At 72.1% G+C, this 13,394-nt stretch carries 10 protein-coding genes; 5 read left to right on the forward strand and 5 right to left on the reverse strand.

The annotated features are described in order from the left end of the window. Positions 1–10: 10 nt before the first annotated feature. Together IPH07_37380 and IPH07_37385 are read right to left on the reverse strand one after the other, a co-directional pair. Positions 11–742 carry a carbonic anhydrase gene (locus IPH07_37380; GenBank protein ID MBK6923121.1) on the reverse strand — a complete coding sequence of 244 codons (732 nt, stop codon included), beginning with the start codon at positions 740–742 and terminating at the stop codon, positions 11–13. Further along, complete coding sequence (locus tag IPH07_37385; protein ID MBK6923122.1) at positions 711–3,647, reverse strand: tetratricopeptide repeat protein; 2,937 nt, start codon at positions 3,645–3,647, stop codon at positions 711–713. Before IPH07_37385 ends, IPH07_37380 begins: the two co-directional genes overlap by 32 nt. Before the next feature lie 235 nt (positions 3,648–3,882). On the opposite strand from IPH07_37385, the gene IPH07_37390 reads away from it, so the two are divergent. From IPH07_37390 to IPH07_37405, 4 genes are read left to right on the forward strand one after another with little or no spacing between them, the layout of a single operon-like run. After that, positions 3,883–4,518 carry an RNA polymerase sigma factor gene (locus IPH07_37390; protein ID MBK6923123.1) on the forward strand — a complete coding sequence of 212 codons (636 nt, stop codon included), beginning with the start codon at positions 3,883–3,885 and terminating at the stop codon, positions 4,516–4,518. Continuing rightward, positions 4,515–5,645 (forward strand): hypothetical protein, encoded by a 1,131-nt coding sequence (locus tag IPH07_37395; GenBank protein MBK6923124.1) that lies wholly within the window; start codon positions 4,515–4,517, stop codon positions 5,643–5,645. The genes IPH07_37390 and IPH07_37395 overlap by 4 nt, the downstream gene beginning before the upstream one ends. Beyond that, the gene (locus IPH07_37400) at positions 5,642–6,337 is read left to right on the forward strand and encodes a hypothetical protein (GenBank protein MBK6923125.1); all 696 of its coding nucleotides are present in this window, start codon (positions 5,642–5,644) and stop codon (positions 6,335–6,337) included. The genes IPH07_37395 and IPH07_37400 overlap by 4 nt, the downstream gene beginning before the upstream one ends. Positions 6,338–6,379: 42 nt before the next feature. After that, the gene (locus IPH07_37405; protein ID MBK6923126.1) at positions 6,380–7,447 is read left to right on the forward strand and encodes a hypothetical protein; all 1,068 of its coding nucleotides are present in this window, start codon (positions 6,380–6,382) and stop codon (positions 7,445–7,447) included. A gap of 36 nt (positions 7,448–7,483) precedes the next feature. Here the strand turns inward: IPH07_37405 and IPH07_37410 are convergent, their stop codons facing one another. Then, complete coding sequence (locus IPH07_37410; GenBank protein ID MBK6923127.1) at positions 7,484–8,125, reverse strand: hypothetical protein; 642 nt, start codon at positions 8,123–8,125, stop codon at positions 7,484–7,486. A 129-nt stretch (positions 8,126–8,254) separates the two neighbouring features. Here IPH07_37410 and IPH07_37415 point away from each other — a divergent pair, with 129 nt between their 5' ends. Beyond that, entirely contained in the window at positions 8,255–8,641 is a 387-nt protein-coding gene (locus tag IPH07_37415; GenBank protein MBK6923128.1) for a hypothetical protein, read from the forward strand. A gap of 176 nt (positions 8,642–8,817) precedes the next feature. Here the strand turns inward: IPH07_37415 and IPH07_37420 are convergent, their stop codons facing one another. Next, entirely contained in the window at positions 8,818–10,806 is a 1,989-nt protein-coding gene (locus IPH07_37420; protein MBK6923129.1) for a M20/M25/M40 family metallo-hydrolase, read from the reverse strand. Between the two features lie 275 nt (positions 10,807–11,081). Continuing rightward, positions 11,082–13,343 carry a hypothetical protein gene (locus tag IPH07_37425; GenBank protein ID MBK6923130.1) on the reverse strand — a complete coding sequence of 754 codons (2,262 nt, stop codon included), beginning with the start codon at positions 13,341–13,343 and terminating at the stop codon, positions 11,082–11,084. Positions 13,344–13,394 lie beyond the last annotated feature (51 nt).

Consider the following 13,394-nt stretch of genomic DNA (forward strand, 5'->3'; position numbering starts at 1 on the left):
CGGCGGCCGCTCAGCTCGCGCCGAGATCGTACACGTGCCGGATGCGCTCCAGCTTGGCGTCGAAATCGATGTCGAGGTCCTTGAGCAAGCCGGTCGCGAGGTCGACCACGCAGCCGTGGACGATCGGGTAGCCCCTGGCGAGGTACGTGCGCTGCACCGCCGCGGTCTTGATGACGTTGACGCACTGCTCTTCGACGTTGAGCTCGATGAGCCGACGGTAGCGCGCGCTCTCGTCGGAGATTGCCGACAGCTCGTCGTGGTGCATGCGGTAGACGTCGCGGATGTTGCGGAGCCAGGGGTTCAGCAGGCCGAGGTCACGCGGCTGCATCGCCGCCCGCACGCCGCCGCACTCGTAGTGACCGCAGACGATGATGTGCTTGACGCCGAGGTGGCTCACGGCGAACTCGATGACGCTCAGCACGTTCAAGTCGCTGTTGGACACCACGTTGGCGATGTTGCGGTGGACGAACACCTGCCCCGGCTCGGCGCCCATCAGCTCCTCGGCGGTCACGCGGCTGTCGGAACAGCCGATGTACAGCACCTCGGGGGCCTGTCCCTGCGCAAGCCGCTCGAAGTAGTCGTCGCCGACCTCGAGCTTGCGTCGCACCCAGTCGCGGTTGTTCTCGAACAGCCGTTGGTAGAATTCGTCGCTGCTCACCCAAGCTCTCCCGTCATCGGCCGCCGAGGGTACTTCAACTTTGCTGCCGTCGTCAGCCGGCGGGATGCGTCGCGAGCCAAGCATCGAGCTTGGCGGCAAAGTCACGGTGCTGCGCCGCAGGTGTCTCGCCGAGCAGCGAGCGCGCGCGCTCGGCCGCTGCGCGCGCGCGCTCGGGCTCGTGGTGCGCGTCGTAGGCCTTGGTGAGCGCCCAGCCGGTCGAGGCCCGACGCCAGGGATCGACGTGGGCCTGCTCGCGCAGCAGCAGTGCCTTCTCGAGCAGCGCGATGCCCTCTTCCAGCTGGCCAGGGTCGCCGGTCTGGATCAGCAGGTGCCCGAGGTTGTGCATGGTGTTGGCAGTGCCGGGGTGGCTGTCGCCGCTGACCTCGAGGCGCAGTGCCAAGGCCTGGCGGTACAGCGTGATGGCGTCGTCACGTTGGCCCTTCTGGTCCAACACGTGCGCGAGGTTGTGCATCGCGAGCGCGACGTCCGGGTGGGTGTCGCCGTAGCGGCTGCGGTACATCGCGAGCGTGTGCTGGTAGGCGGCGATCGCGTCGTCGAGGCGCCCCTGTTGCAGCGCGACGCCGGCGAGGTTGCTGTCGATCGTGATGATCGTGGGGTTGTCCTCGGGCAGTCGCGCGACCGCGATCGCTCGCGCGTGCTCCAGGGCTTCGCGGCCGGCGTCGAGGTTGCCGCGCTGGATCTCGATCGCGCCCAGCGAGTTGTACATCTCGGCGGTGGTGCCGTGCGGCCACGGATACAGCTGCTCCTGCAGCGCGATGCCGATGCGCGCGTGCTCGACGGCCTCGTCGAAGCGGCCGAGGTGACTGACGACCGCCGCGATGTTGAGGTGGATGCGCGGCATCTGACGCGCCGCCTTGTCGCCGAGCATCTCCTCGGCGTGGGCGAGCACGTCGCGCTGCAACGCGAATGCGATCTCGTAGCGGCCGCGCACGCTCTCGACCACCGCGCGATGCGAACGCAGCGAGAGATCACGCGAAGGATCGTGCAGCCGGAACAGCGCCGCGTCCGCGCGCTCGCTGGCCTCGAGCGCGGGCTCGGGCCGCTCGTCGATCACCCCGAGCACGTTGACGAGCTCGGCCCACGCGTCCGCGGCGGCCTCGACATGTCCGCTGGCCTCGGCCGCCCACACCGCCTTTCGCAGTGCGTCCTCGGCGAGCTTGGCCTCCTTGCGCTGCGACCACACCCGTCCCAGCTCGAGCAGCGCGGGCGCCCGCACGGCATGATCGCCGTCGATCTCCGCGCGCGCGAGCACGGCCAGCGCGAGCGCGAGGGCCTCGTCGTGCCGTCCGGCGTAGCGCAGCGCTTCGCAGCGATCGAGCTCGGGGCCGAGCTGTAGCGCGAGGACGTGCGAGGCCACGGAGCCGTACACCGGTGCGATCGCGGCCAGTCGTGCGCCGTCGTTGCAGCTCTCGGGGTCTTCGACGCCGGCGAGCAGATCGAGCTCGAGCGCGTCGTCGGGCGGGAGCTCGCGCGCAACCGCGAGCGCCGCGCTCAGTTCCGATGCCCGGCGGTCGAAGCACCGCAGCTGTAACGTGCCGGTGGTGGCGTCGATGGTCTCGCCGCGGCACAGCGGCTCGCGGGCGGCGTACCAGCGCGTGATCCAGTCGTCGACGCGCCCGGCGGTGGCATCGAAGACGTCGGCGGGCAGGGCTGCCCAGTGCTCGCGCAGCGCGGCGCGACCGGGGTCACCCCAGGCCTGCTCGATGCCGCCGTCGCCGTCGCAGTGACGCACCGCGTTGGTGCGGCCCAGGGCCCAGCCGCCGGCCGCGACCGCGCCGATGCCGATCGCGACCGCGCCGACCGAGATGCGATGTCGTGCGCGACGCGGCGTCTCGACCAACGCCTCGAGCAGCGCGTTCATGTCGGCGTAGCGCGCGTCGGCCTCGCGCGCGAGCGCGGGCATCAGCGCGCGGGTGAGCCAGCGGGGCACCTCGCGACCGGTGGGGATCGTGACCTTCGCTTCCGCGACCGCTGCGGCGAGCTCGGCCGGGGTCCGGCCGGCCCACGGTCGTTGGTCGAACAACGCCTCGAACAACGCGACCGCGAACGCGAACTGATCGGCCCGCGCGTCGACGATCTCGCCGCGCCACTGCTCGGGGGCCATGTACGCGGGCGTCCCGACCACCGTGCCGGTGCGCGTCAGCGAGGCGTGGGTTTGCCAGGGCGCCGCCGCGGGCATCGGTGCGGTGACGTCGATCTGCCCCGACTCGTCGTGGCCGCGGTCGTCCTGCAGCTGCGCGAGGCCGAAGTCGGTCACGCACACGCGACCGTCACGGCCGACCAACACGTTGTGGGGCTTGAAGTCGCGATGGACGAGGCCACAGGCGTGGATCGCCGCCAGCCCGCGGCCGGCGGCGACGTACGCGTCGAGGATCTCGCGCCAGCTGCGAGCTTGCGTGCGCCGCCAGGCGTCGAGCGTGCTGCCATCGACGAACTCCGCGGCGATGAAGACCTGGCCGTCGCGCTCGCCGACGTCGTGCACCGCGACGACGTTGGGGTGGACCACGCGGGCCATGATCTTGGCCTCACGATTCCAGCGCTTGGCCTCGCGGCGGCCGCCGGCCACACGCAGGAGCTTGAGCGCGATGCGTCGATCGAGCTCCGGATCGTAGGCGGCGTAGACCGTGCCGCCGGCACCGAAGCCGACGCACGCGCGGATCTCGTAGCGATCGGCGAAGCGCGAGCCGATGCGCGGGGGCTCGCGCCCGACCGAGGGCTCGTCACCGTCGCGCTGGGTCTGTGTGGCGTTCTCCGAGTGCAGCAGCGAGGGCGACGGTGCCGAGGCCTTGGCTGGGCGGTCGCTGAACGCACCGCCGAACAACGCCACCGTCTGCGCACAGCGGGCGCAGCGATCGATGTGCTGCTCGACCTGCTCCCGCACCTCGTCGCTCGCGTCCCCGGCGAGGAACTCGCCCAGCTGTTCTTCGCTCGGGCAGCCCGCGTGGGCGCTTGGAGAGGCGGCCGACATCGCGCGCGAATCGTGCCGGACCAGTCTATCAGGGCGGCGCAGGGGAGGCGCTTGCCGTAGGAGCGACGGCGCGGCTGTGCCGTGGGTGCCCACGTGTGCGCAGCGCCGCCGCGGGCGGGAATTCGCAGGGATTCCGCGGGCGCTCGGGCTCTGCCACGATGTTCCGTCCTCGCGTGTGCGGCCCCACGTAATCGGCGGGTCGCTCGCGCGACCCAATGCGAGAGGTCGACCAGGCGTGCCGCGCATCCACACCGAGCCCCAGCCCATTGCGCATCGTCGCCCCGCCGGCGACGAGGTGGTGGCGTTGGTCGAGTCGGCGCGGGCAGGTCGCACGGACGCGTGGGCGCGGCTGTACCAGCTCTTCTTCGAGCCAGTGTTCCGCCACGTCCGTTACCTCGCCGGCGAGCGGGCTGCGGTCGAGGACCTGGTGCAGGAGGTCTTCGCGCGCGCGTTGGTGTCGCTGCGGGACTTCGATCAACGTTCGTCGTTCTCGACGTGGCTGCACGGCATCGCGGTCAACGTCGTGCGCAACCACTGGCGGTCGCAGTCGAGCACGCAGACCGCCCACGATCGTCTGCGGGCGATCAATACCGTGCGCGAGGCGGCGCCGGTCGTCGATGTCGATCGCGCCCACCTCGCCCGCGAGCGAGCGCGCGTGGTCTATGCACTGCTCGCCGACATGCCCGAGCACCTGCGCGAAGCCTTCGTGCTGCGCGACCTCGAGGGGCTCGCGCCCGCCGAGGCCGCCGCACAGCTCGGCATCTCGCCCGGCAACCTCGCGGTGCGGGCCACTCGCGCGCGCCAGCGACTGCGCGCCGAGCTCGAGCGCCTCGGCTGGCTCACGCCGATGCCGGAGGAGGGCGCGTCATGAGCCGCCCCGACGACGACACGCTGTGGGCCGAGATGGATCCGGAGCTCGATGGCGGTCCCGACCCCGAGTTCGCGGACCTGCTGGGCGGCGTGACCACGACGGTGGATCGCGAGCTCGCCGGCGCCAACGTGCCATGGGACTTCGCCGCCGTGCTGGCGCGCGCCCATGCGCTCGATCCGGAGCAGTTCCCCCGCGAGCTCGTGCGCGAGGCCGAGCTGGCCGAGCCGGTGGTCTCGCTCGATCAGCAGCGACGTGCCCGTCGGGTGACGCGCGACGACGAGGCCTTCGCAGCGATCGTGGCGGACGTGCGTGCCGACGCGGAGCTCGACGCTGCGCTGCGCATGCACGGCGTGCCCGCCGGCCCGCGGGCCCCCGCCGCGGCGACACCTGAGCCCCCGCCGTCGCGCTGGCGGCGTGGGCTGGTCGGCGTGGTCGCACTCGCAGCCGCGGTGCTCGTCGGTGTCGGTGTGCTCGAAGGGGTCCAGTACGTGCAGACCCGAATGCGCACCGACGGCGATGCGGCGCTGCACCAAGGCGATCGCAGCTCGGTGCCGCAGGAGCAGGCCGTCATCGACGACACGCCCGAGGCGACCACGCGCGCACCTCGACGCGAGCGCCCGGCCGCGCCGGAGCTCGAGGACGCGAAGGTGCCCGCGCCCGAGCTCGCCGCGGCCCCGGTCGAGCCGAGTCGCACGCGGCCGGAGCCGAACCCCTCACGACGGCCCAAGGTCGCGCTGCGCCCCGAGAGCGCCGAGCCCAGCCTCGCCGAGCGGCTCGCAGCGCTCGACGGCGAGGCCCATGCGGCCTGGCGTGCGGGCGACCTCGGCACCGCCGAGCAGAAGTTCGAGGCGCTCATCGCCTTGGCCGGTAGCTCGCGCCTGGCCGATCTCGCGTATGGCGATCTGTTCACGCTCGCGCGGCGTCGCGGCGATTCCAAGCGCGAGGAGTCGTTGTGGAGGGCCTACCTCGAGCGCTTCGCCCACGGACGCTTCGCCGACGATGCCCGCGCGGGTCTGTGCCGCCGCGCGAGCTCGGACGCGCAGAGCTGCTGGCGCGCGTACCTCGACGACTTCCCCAAGGGCTCGTATCGCGAGAAGGCGGCGCGCGAGCTGGGAGAGTCGCCATGATCGCGGCCGCGTGGCGAGCCCTCGCCGGCGCCTGCGTGCTGGCGACCGCGTGCACCGCCGACTTCCTCGTGGGTGACGGCGGCTCGAGCACCGGTGCGGTCGGCAGCGAGACCAGCGCGGGCACGCCGTCCGCCAGCGGCGGCGAGGGGTCGCAGAGCGGATCGACCACCGGCGGCAGCGCGTCAGCAACCGACACCGACGCGAGCGCGACGACCCTCGCGGGCTCGAGCAGCGGCGAGACCACCGGCGGCGTGGGCTCGACCTCGCAGGGCAGCGACGGCAGCAGCAGCAGCGGCGGCGTACCGGTCGACGGCCTGGACGCTTGCCTGGCCGCCGACAACCCCGACACCTGCGAGGCCGATCCGGCGTGCGACTTCGACGACGGCCTCGGTTGCTTCCCCGACATCTGCCACGGGGACCTCGCGGCGTGGTGCGGTGCGTTCGATGGTGATGCATGCCCCGCGGTGCCGGTCTGCCAGTGGCTGCCGGGCGAGGCTGCGTGCGTGACGTGGACGTGCATGGAGGTCGGCTACGAGGACTGCCTGTCGACGCCGGCATGCGCGTGGCTGGGTGAGATGGCGACCGGGCACTGCGAGGCGCAAGACTGCCCCACGTGCTATGGCCTCGAGATGCCCGGCTGCGCGGAGAACGTCGCGTGTAGCTGGGTCGAAGGCGTGTGCGTGCCCGATTGAGCTGGCGTGGCGATCGGGGCTGCGATTAGATCAGCTCCGCCGTTGATCCTGTCCCTCCTCATCGTCGCGATCGGCCTGCGTGGGCCCGAAGCCCCCGACGAACGACGCGCCGACCCGCCGGTGAGCACCGCCGCGTCCAGGGGTCGCGTCAACGCAGTGGTGATCGACGCGGCGATGCCCGAGCTGGCTGCGATCGAGGCCGGCTTGCGCCTGCGCCTGGCCGACCGCGGCGTGACGCGATCGGATCGCGTGCGGCCGCTGCGGTCGGGCGAGCTGTTCGCCTATCTGCAGCAGATCGAAGCCACTGCGGAGCGAGCACGGATCCGCGTGACGTTGACCGACGGTCGCGGCTACCTGCGCGAGATCCTCGGGCCCGAGCACGAACGAACCCGGGAGATCGCGACCAACGTCGCGAACCTGCTGGCCGCGATCGAAGAGGACACCGTCGCGCCCGACGAACACGACGTGCCGCTGCCCGAGTCCCTGCAGCCGGTCGCACCACCGCCGCCCCGCGAGCCCGCACGCCCGAGCGCCGCGCCAGCGATCCCGCCGCGCTTCGAGTGGGGCCTCGCGCTGGCCGGCGACGCGGTGATCGGCGCCGGCCCGCCGGCGCCCGCGGGGCTCGCGGCCGTCGGCGGACAGCTGACGTGGGCGTTGCGACTGCGTCGCGGTGCCAGCTTCGCAGTCGCGGTCCATCCTGGTGGTCTGCGACGACGCGGGTGGAGCACGACGCGCGTCGCGATCGCGGTGGGGGCCGGCTACGTGCTCCGCCGCGGTGCGTTCGAGCTGGCCAGCCTGGCACTGCTGCGCGTCGAGCCGTGGTGGCTGGTCCGCGATGGTGCGGCGGTTCCGTTGGGTGAGCAGCGCAGCAAGGCACCGCTGCTCGGTGGCGCGGTGCGGCTGTCGCCGCGCTGGCGCCATCGGTTCGAGCGGGGGCGCTCGCTCGTCATCGGCCCGGCGATCGAGCTGGCGGGCAGCGGCATGCCCACGCGCGACGGCGGCGTCGTGCGGGTCCGCGAGCGCGCGGGCGCGAGCGTTCGCGACGTCTCGCGCGTGGGCGGGCTCGAGCTCACACTCGGGCTCGAGCTCGGCGTGTGGCTGCCGGGCTGATGCAGCGGCGTCGGCACACCGCCACCGCCGTCGGGATCACTCGCAGCAGCTGTTGCCGCAGTACCCGCTGCAGCCACACCCGCTGGGACCACCATCACCGCCGCCGCCCTCGTCGCCGGGATAGCAGTTGTAGAACTCGCGGACGACCTCCGACTCCTGCGTGTAGAGCCCGTACCAGCCCGGCTCACAGTCGGGGAACGCCGGCTTGCAGCAGATCTCGTTGTAGCGGTAGCAGATCGAGCTGCCCGAAGTGACCGGCGGCACCTTCTCGAGTGTCACGCACTTGCGTTCGGACTCCGAGAAGGTCGCCGGACCAGGATCTGGCGCCTGCGTGTGTGCGGTCCACAGCGTGAACAGGCGGAACGCCCAGTCGGTGGGCGTGACGTCTTCGGGGCCGTTCAGCGCCATCCGTGGACCGACGCGCCGCGGCAGGCCGCCGTCGATCACGAAGTAGCCGCCCTCGCGGCCCCGCACGTCCAACTCCGCCAGCGGCGCGTCCTGTCCCGGACGCATGAGCTCGGCGTGAATCGCCTCCGAGTCGGCCTCGGCTTCGACGAAGACCTCGTCGAACGCGACGCGAACCCGCGACTCGCTTTCGCCGTCCTCGGAGCAGGCAGGCAGGGCGACCGAGAGCGACGCGAAGAACAGGAGCGCTGAAGTGGAATTCGATGCGTGCATGGTTTCGCGAGGATGCGACTGCGATCGTCGTCGCGCAGCTCGAAAAGACGGTGGCGCTGCAAAATCGGCATTTCTACCGATGCTCGTCGTGGCTCGATGAGCGCACGCCGATCGCGGTACGCTGATCCCGTGTCGAGTCATTCGTATGCAGCACTGCTGCTCGTACTGGTCGCGTGCACCGGGCAAGCGGCTGAGGGCGACGCCGCCAGCGACGCCGATGCCAGCACGTCGGCGTCCGTGCCGGTCTCCTATGCCGCGTGCGACGATCCGATCGAGGGCTGCGACGGCGCCGACTGCCGCCGCCGCGACGATGCGGCCGGCGGCTGGTCGGTCTGCGTGCCGCCTTGCCGCGAAGACGCGGACTGTCCTGCCGGCGGCGGCGGCAACGTGCCGGTCGTGTGCGACGGCGAGGGACGCTGCGTGTTGCAGTGCGTGCCGCAGATCATGTCGTGCCCTTCGGGCTCTCGCTGCATCGACGGCGAGGTGCCGCAGTGCATGTGGCCCGCGTCGGGATGAACGCGGCCGGGGCTAGTACCTCGACACAGGGATTGTGACGGGCCATAACACCGCCCTGACCGCGCCTCGCTGCGTTGCCGCACCTTGAAATACGCCCGGTATTCCGGCGGCACGGCGCCTTGCGGAGTCGCGGCCATGACGGCGTTCTGACCCATCACAATCCCTGTGTCGAGGTACTAGTGCGGTGCCGCGGCTGCGGGCGCGCCCAGCTGCACCAAGGTGTTGGGGTTGTCGCCCGGCAGCGCACCGACCAGACCCTCGGCGTCGTTCGCCGGCGGCGTGAACGGGATCGCGGTGCCGTCGGCCAGGCGCACCACGAGGTCGCACGCGAGCTGAGCGATCGTCACCATGCCGTCCTTGGCGATGCCGCCGATCTCGTCGCCCGGCGCGTGGTAGTCGGCATGCACGCCGGTGAAGAAGAACAACACCGGGATCTGCTGGCCGTAGAAGCTCGCGTGGTCGCTGCGGCTGGTGATCGCGCGGTCGAGCACCAGCTTCATGCCGCGATCGCCGAGCTCGCCGAGCAACGGTAGCCACGCGGAGCTCGACGACAGGCCGCCGATCGCGAGGCCCTTGTCGCCGAGGCGCCCGATCATGTCCAGGTTGATCATCGCGACGATCTTGCCGTCGGCGAAGGGCGGGACCTGTGGCGGGTGCTCCGACAGCGCGTCGCTGCCGAACAGCCCGATCTCCTCGCCCGAGAAGTTCGCGAACACCAGCGTGCGTCGGGGGTGGATGCCGGCGTCCTGGATCGCCTGCGCCATCTCGACGATCGCCGCGGTACCGCTGCCGTTGTCGTCGGCGCCGTTGCAGATGTCGTCGTGGGTGCCGTCGGGCTTGGTGATGCCACGGCAGTGACCGCTGCCGACCTGGCCGATGTGATCGAAGTGTGCGCCGACCAGCACGATCTCGTGCGCCAGGTCGCCGCCCTCGATCTGCGCCAGCACGTTGGGCGCCTCCTGGGTGACCGACGCCAGCGCGACGTCGAGGTGCGCGGTGACCCCCGCGAGCGCGCGGGAGCGCGGCGCGTGCTTCTCGTCGATCTGCTGCTGTACCGCGGCGAGGTGGAGGCCCGCAGGCCCGAACACGCGCTCGACCTCGTGCCACCGCATCTGCACCACCGGGATCGCGAGCACGTCGCGGACGCGCTCCCCGGCCAGCTCCGGCAGACGGTCGGCCTCACGCGCGGCCGCGTCGACGAAGGTGCGCGGGCCCTTGACCACGATGACCCCGACCGCGCCGGCGTCGACCAGGCGCTGCAGCTTGCGCGAGGTCCGGATGTCGCGGGGGTCGAACACCGGACCCGCGAGCTCCTCGCTGCTGCGCACGCGCTGTAGCAGATCGAACAGTGTCGCACCGTCGAGCGCCGCGGCAGGGTCGTCCGGTGGCGTGGTGAGGATCTCGCGCGAGGCGTCGCGGTGCAGGAACGGCGACATCACGCGCAGCAGTGCCTTGCGCACTGCGGCCTGCTCCCGCTTCATGCCGGCGGTGTCGTTGGCCTGTCGCAGCGGCTGCATGCGGGCTTCGAAGGCCTCGACGTGGGCGCGCAGTGCCGGCAGCAGCTCGTCGAGCTCGGGGCGGCCTGGGGCCTCGGTCAGCATCAGCGCGACCTTGCCGCGCACGTCGATGCCGGCGAGGTCGTCGTAGTCGGCGGGCTCGTCACCCTCGGCCCGCGAGCGCATGGCGTAGCCCACGAACACCACCTCGGCGTCGGCGGTGCCGCCGGTGCCGGTGTTGCGCGCGACCACGGCGTCCTTCGCGATCGACACCGCCTTACCACGGCGCCGCACCACCAGCTCGAGCGGCCGCGTGAGCGCGGCGCCGGTGACGACGGTGTACGGCGTGCGGAAGTCGTTGCCGACGGGCTTCAGACCCGCGGCCTGGTAGCGGCCACGAAGCAGCTCGACGGCGCGCTCGATCGCGGGCGCGAGCGTGTAGCGACCTTGCATGTCGTCGGCGGAGAGCTCGGTGAGCAGCGCGTGCATGCGGGCGCCGTCGATGGTCGCGGTGCCCGGTGTCGTCACGACGGCATCGTCGGGGGCGGGCGGCACGGTGGTGCCGCGCGACGGCTGGCAGGCGAACAAGGCCGCGAGCACGGTCGTGGTCTGCACGCACGAGCGTCGGTACGACACGCGCGAGAGGGACGCAGGGTAGCCGCTCGTCATCGCGGCATCGGTAGCATGGAATCGAGCGAGCGACAGCACCGCGCGTCGCCGCGTTGCCGGGAGCGAGGCGCGTCGCGGCGTGACCCCGCTGCTCGCGTGACCCCTGTGCCGCTAGTACCTCGACACAGCGATTGTGACGGGCCAGAACACCGCCCTGACCGCGCCTCGCTGCGTTGCCGCACCTTGAAATACGCCCGGTATTCCGGCGGCACGGCGCCTTGCGGAGTCGCGGCCATGACGGCGTTCTGACCCATCACAATCGCTGTGTCGAGGTACTAGCGTCGCTTGGCGGCCGCGTCGCGGGTGGGCTTGGCGGCCGCCGGCGGCCGCGGCAGCACGCGGGGCGTGGGCGCAGCGGCGAGCTGCAGCTCGAGCCCGCGCGATGTCGAGTAGCCGACCCCGAGGTTCAGCTCGGCCGACGCACCGACGCCGAGCTCGGTGGGTAGCACGCGCGCGCGCAGGGGGTTGCTGCGCTCGGCCTGCTTGCGACGCTGCACCCACTGCTTGCGCTTCGCGGCGTTGGTCTCGGTGCGCTCGAGCCAGGAAGAGGCCGCGATGGCGACCTGGGACTCGCCATTGCTCGACAGCAGCTCGAGCGCGTTGCGATCGCCCGCTGCGACGGCGCGGATCAAGAGCACGAACGCGTCGTCCGGCGCCAGCTGCTGCGCCATCGCGAGCACCTCGTTGGCGGTCGCGGGCTCGCCGGCGTCGAGCAGCAGCGTCGCGACGTTGCAGAGATCGGTGACGTGCTCCGCCTGCGGTTGTTCGGGCAGCGCCTGCTGCTGACGTTCGATCGCGTTCGCGAGCGCTTCGAGCGTGCCGAGCAAGCGCGCGTTCACGGCCTCGGCCCGCGCGAGCGCCAGCGCCCGGGTGGCGCCGGGGGTCTCGGCCGGCCAGGCCTTGATCTCGGCGACCAGTGGCGCCACCGCGTCGCGCCGGTCGAGCGCGACGGCGATCACCAGGCGCGTCATCACCGATCGCAGGCGTAGCTTGTCGTCGGCCCCGGCCGGCAGCGGGGCCGCGAGCGCGGCCTCGACCGCCGCGGTGTCGGTCGAGAACTGCACCGCTGCCAGCATGAGATCGTAGGCGTGCACGCTCTGCGGCACCCGCTTGCGCAGCTCGACCACGCGCGGCAAGAGGCCCCGTGCGATCGCGATCATGCCGGCCTGGTCGCCGCGCTGCAGCAGCGGCAGCAGTTCGTCGCCGAGCGCGAGCGCGAACTCCAGCACCACGCCCTTCTCGACCCCGAGCGCGGCGAGTTCGGCGACATCGCGACGCAGCGGCACCAGCGTCGGTAGGGCCGCTGCCACCATGGCGTCGATGCTGGCGCCGCGGGAGGCCGGCAACACGGCGTAGAAGATGTGCACGCAGCGGACGCCCGCGAACAGCTCCAGCGACGCGGCATCGCGGTGCTGAAGCTCGGCCGGCGCCGCCGCCAAGGTCTGGTAGGCGCGCTGGAAGTCGTAGTCGACCCGCAGCTGGGCGTCGATCTGCCCCGCGAGCAGGCGTGCGTCGTCGGGGTGATCGCGTCGCAGCGCTGCGAACATCTCTGCGCCTTCGCGCACGCGCCCGAGCGAGACCGCCAGCTTCGCGCGGGTCATGCGATCGTCGAAGCCCCGCTGGGTCGCGAGCTCGAGCGCGCGCACGGCCAGCGCGCGCTCGGCCTCGATCTCCTTGGTGCGCGTGACGGCCTTCGCATCCGGTGAGGGCGTCATCCGCTGCGCGATCGCCAGCTCGGCGTCGCCACACGGTAGATCGAGCGCAACGAAGCACGCCGAGGCCAGCTCGCGGTGCGAGGTCGCGGGCGCATCGTCGCCGCGCAGCTCGAGGGCGGCACGACGCAGGCGCACGGGGTTGCCCTGCTCGGGGGGCTCGAGCGCCGCGAGGCCCTCGAGCAGCTCGGCGACCTCGGCGTCGGTGGCTGCGTTGCCGGCCACGTGCTGTCGCATCACCCGCGCGAGCATGTGACGGTGCAGCGCCGGCACGCGACCGAGCGCCGCCGGCAGCCACGCGTACAGCTCCGCGGCCCGCTGCTCCTCCTGGGTCTGTCGCGCGAACGAGGTCGCCGCGGCGGTGATGAGCGAGCCGAACAAGCCCCGCGGATCGAGCAGCTGCGGCACGTCGAGCGTCGCGTAGAGCTGCGTGAGCGACAGCAGCAGCTCGGGATCGGCGAGCGCCGCATCACCGGCGCGCTCGACGGCGATCGCGAGGCGGCCGAGGCGGGCCGCGACCGCCAGGCGGGTAGTGATCGCCGCGTCGTTCGCGAGCGATCGCCAGGCGCCGATCGCCGAACGCATCTCGCCGACGTCCGGTGGCAGCGAGCCGATCGCGAATGCCTCGGTGACCCACGCGGGCATCCCGTCCTGCAGTGACGGTGCGGTGGCGTTGCGACCCTCGACGATGTCGGCGAGTGATTCGAGGTCGGGTTGGGTGCGACGCGGGGACTCGGTGGTCCCCGTTCGGGGTGGCTTGGTGTTCGCGTCCGGCCGGCAGGCCGCTGCGAGGGTGAGCGCAGCGAGCACGGAGGTTCGTTGCATGGACGCGGTCATGGGGCGCAAAATAGCCCGAACGCGCGCCGCTGCAGCGGC

The organism is Deltaproteobacteria bacterium, from assembly GCA_016709225.1.
Lineage (GTDB): Bacteria > Myxococcota_A > Polyangia > Nannocystales > Nannocystaceae > Xiheibacterium > Xiheibacterium phototrophicum.

Excerpts from the sequence above, each read along its gene's own strand:
- IPH07_37380 (MBK6923121.1), bottom strand. The coding sequence starts at position 742 with ATGCTTGGCTCGCGACGCATCCCGCCGGCTGACGACGGCAGCAAAGTT.
- IPH07_37385 (MBK6923122.1), bottom strand. The coding sequence starts at position 3,647 with ATGTCGGCCGCCTCTCCAAGCGCCCACGCGGGCTGCCCGAGCGAAGAA.
- IPH07_37395 (MBK6923124.1), top strand. The coding sequence starts at position 4,515 with ATGAGCCGCCCCGACGACGACACGCTGTGGGCCGAGATGGATCCGGAG.
- IPH07_37400 (MBK6923125.1), top strand. The coding sequence starts at position 5,642 with ATGATCGCGGCCGCGTGGCGAGCCCTCGCCGGCGCCTGCGTGCTGGCG.
- IPH07_37410 (MBK6923127.1), bottom strand. The coding sequence starts at position 8,125 with ATGCACGCATCGAATTCCACTTCAGCGCTCCTGTTCTTCGCGTCGCTC.
- IPH07_37420 (MBK6923129.1), bottom strand. The coding sequence starts at position 10,806 with ATGACGAGCGGCTACCCTGCGTCCCTCTCGCGCGTGTCGTACCGACGC.
- IPH07_37425 (MBK6923130.1), bottom strand. The coding sequence starts at position 13,343 with ATGCAACGAACCTCCGTGCTCGCTGCGCTCACCCTCGCAGCGGCCTGC.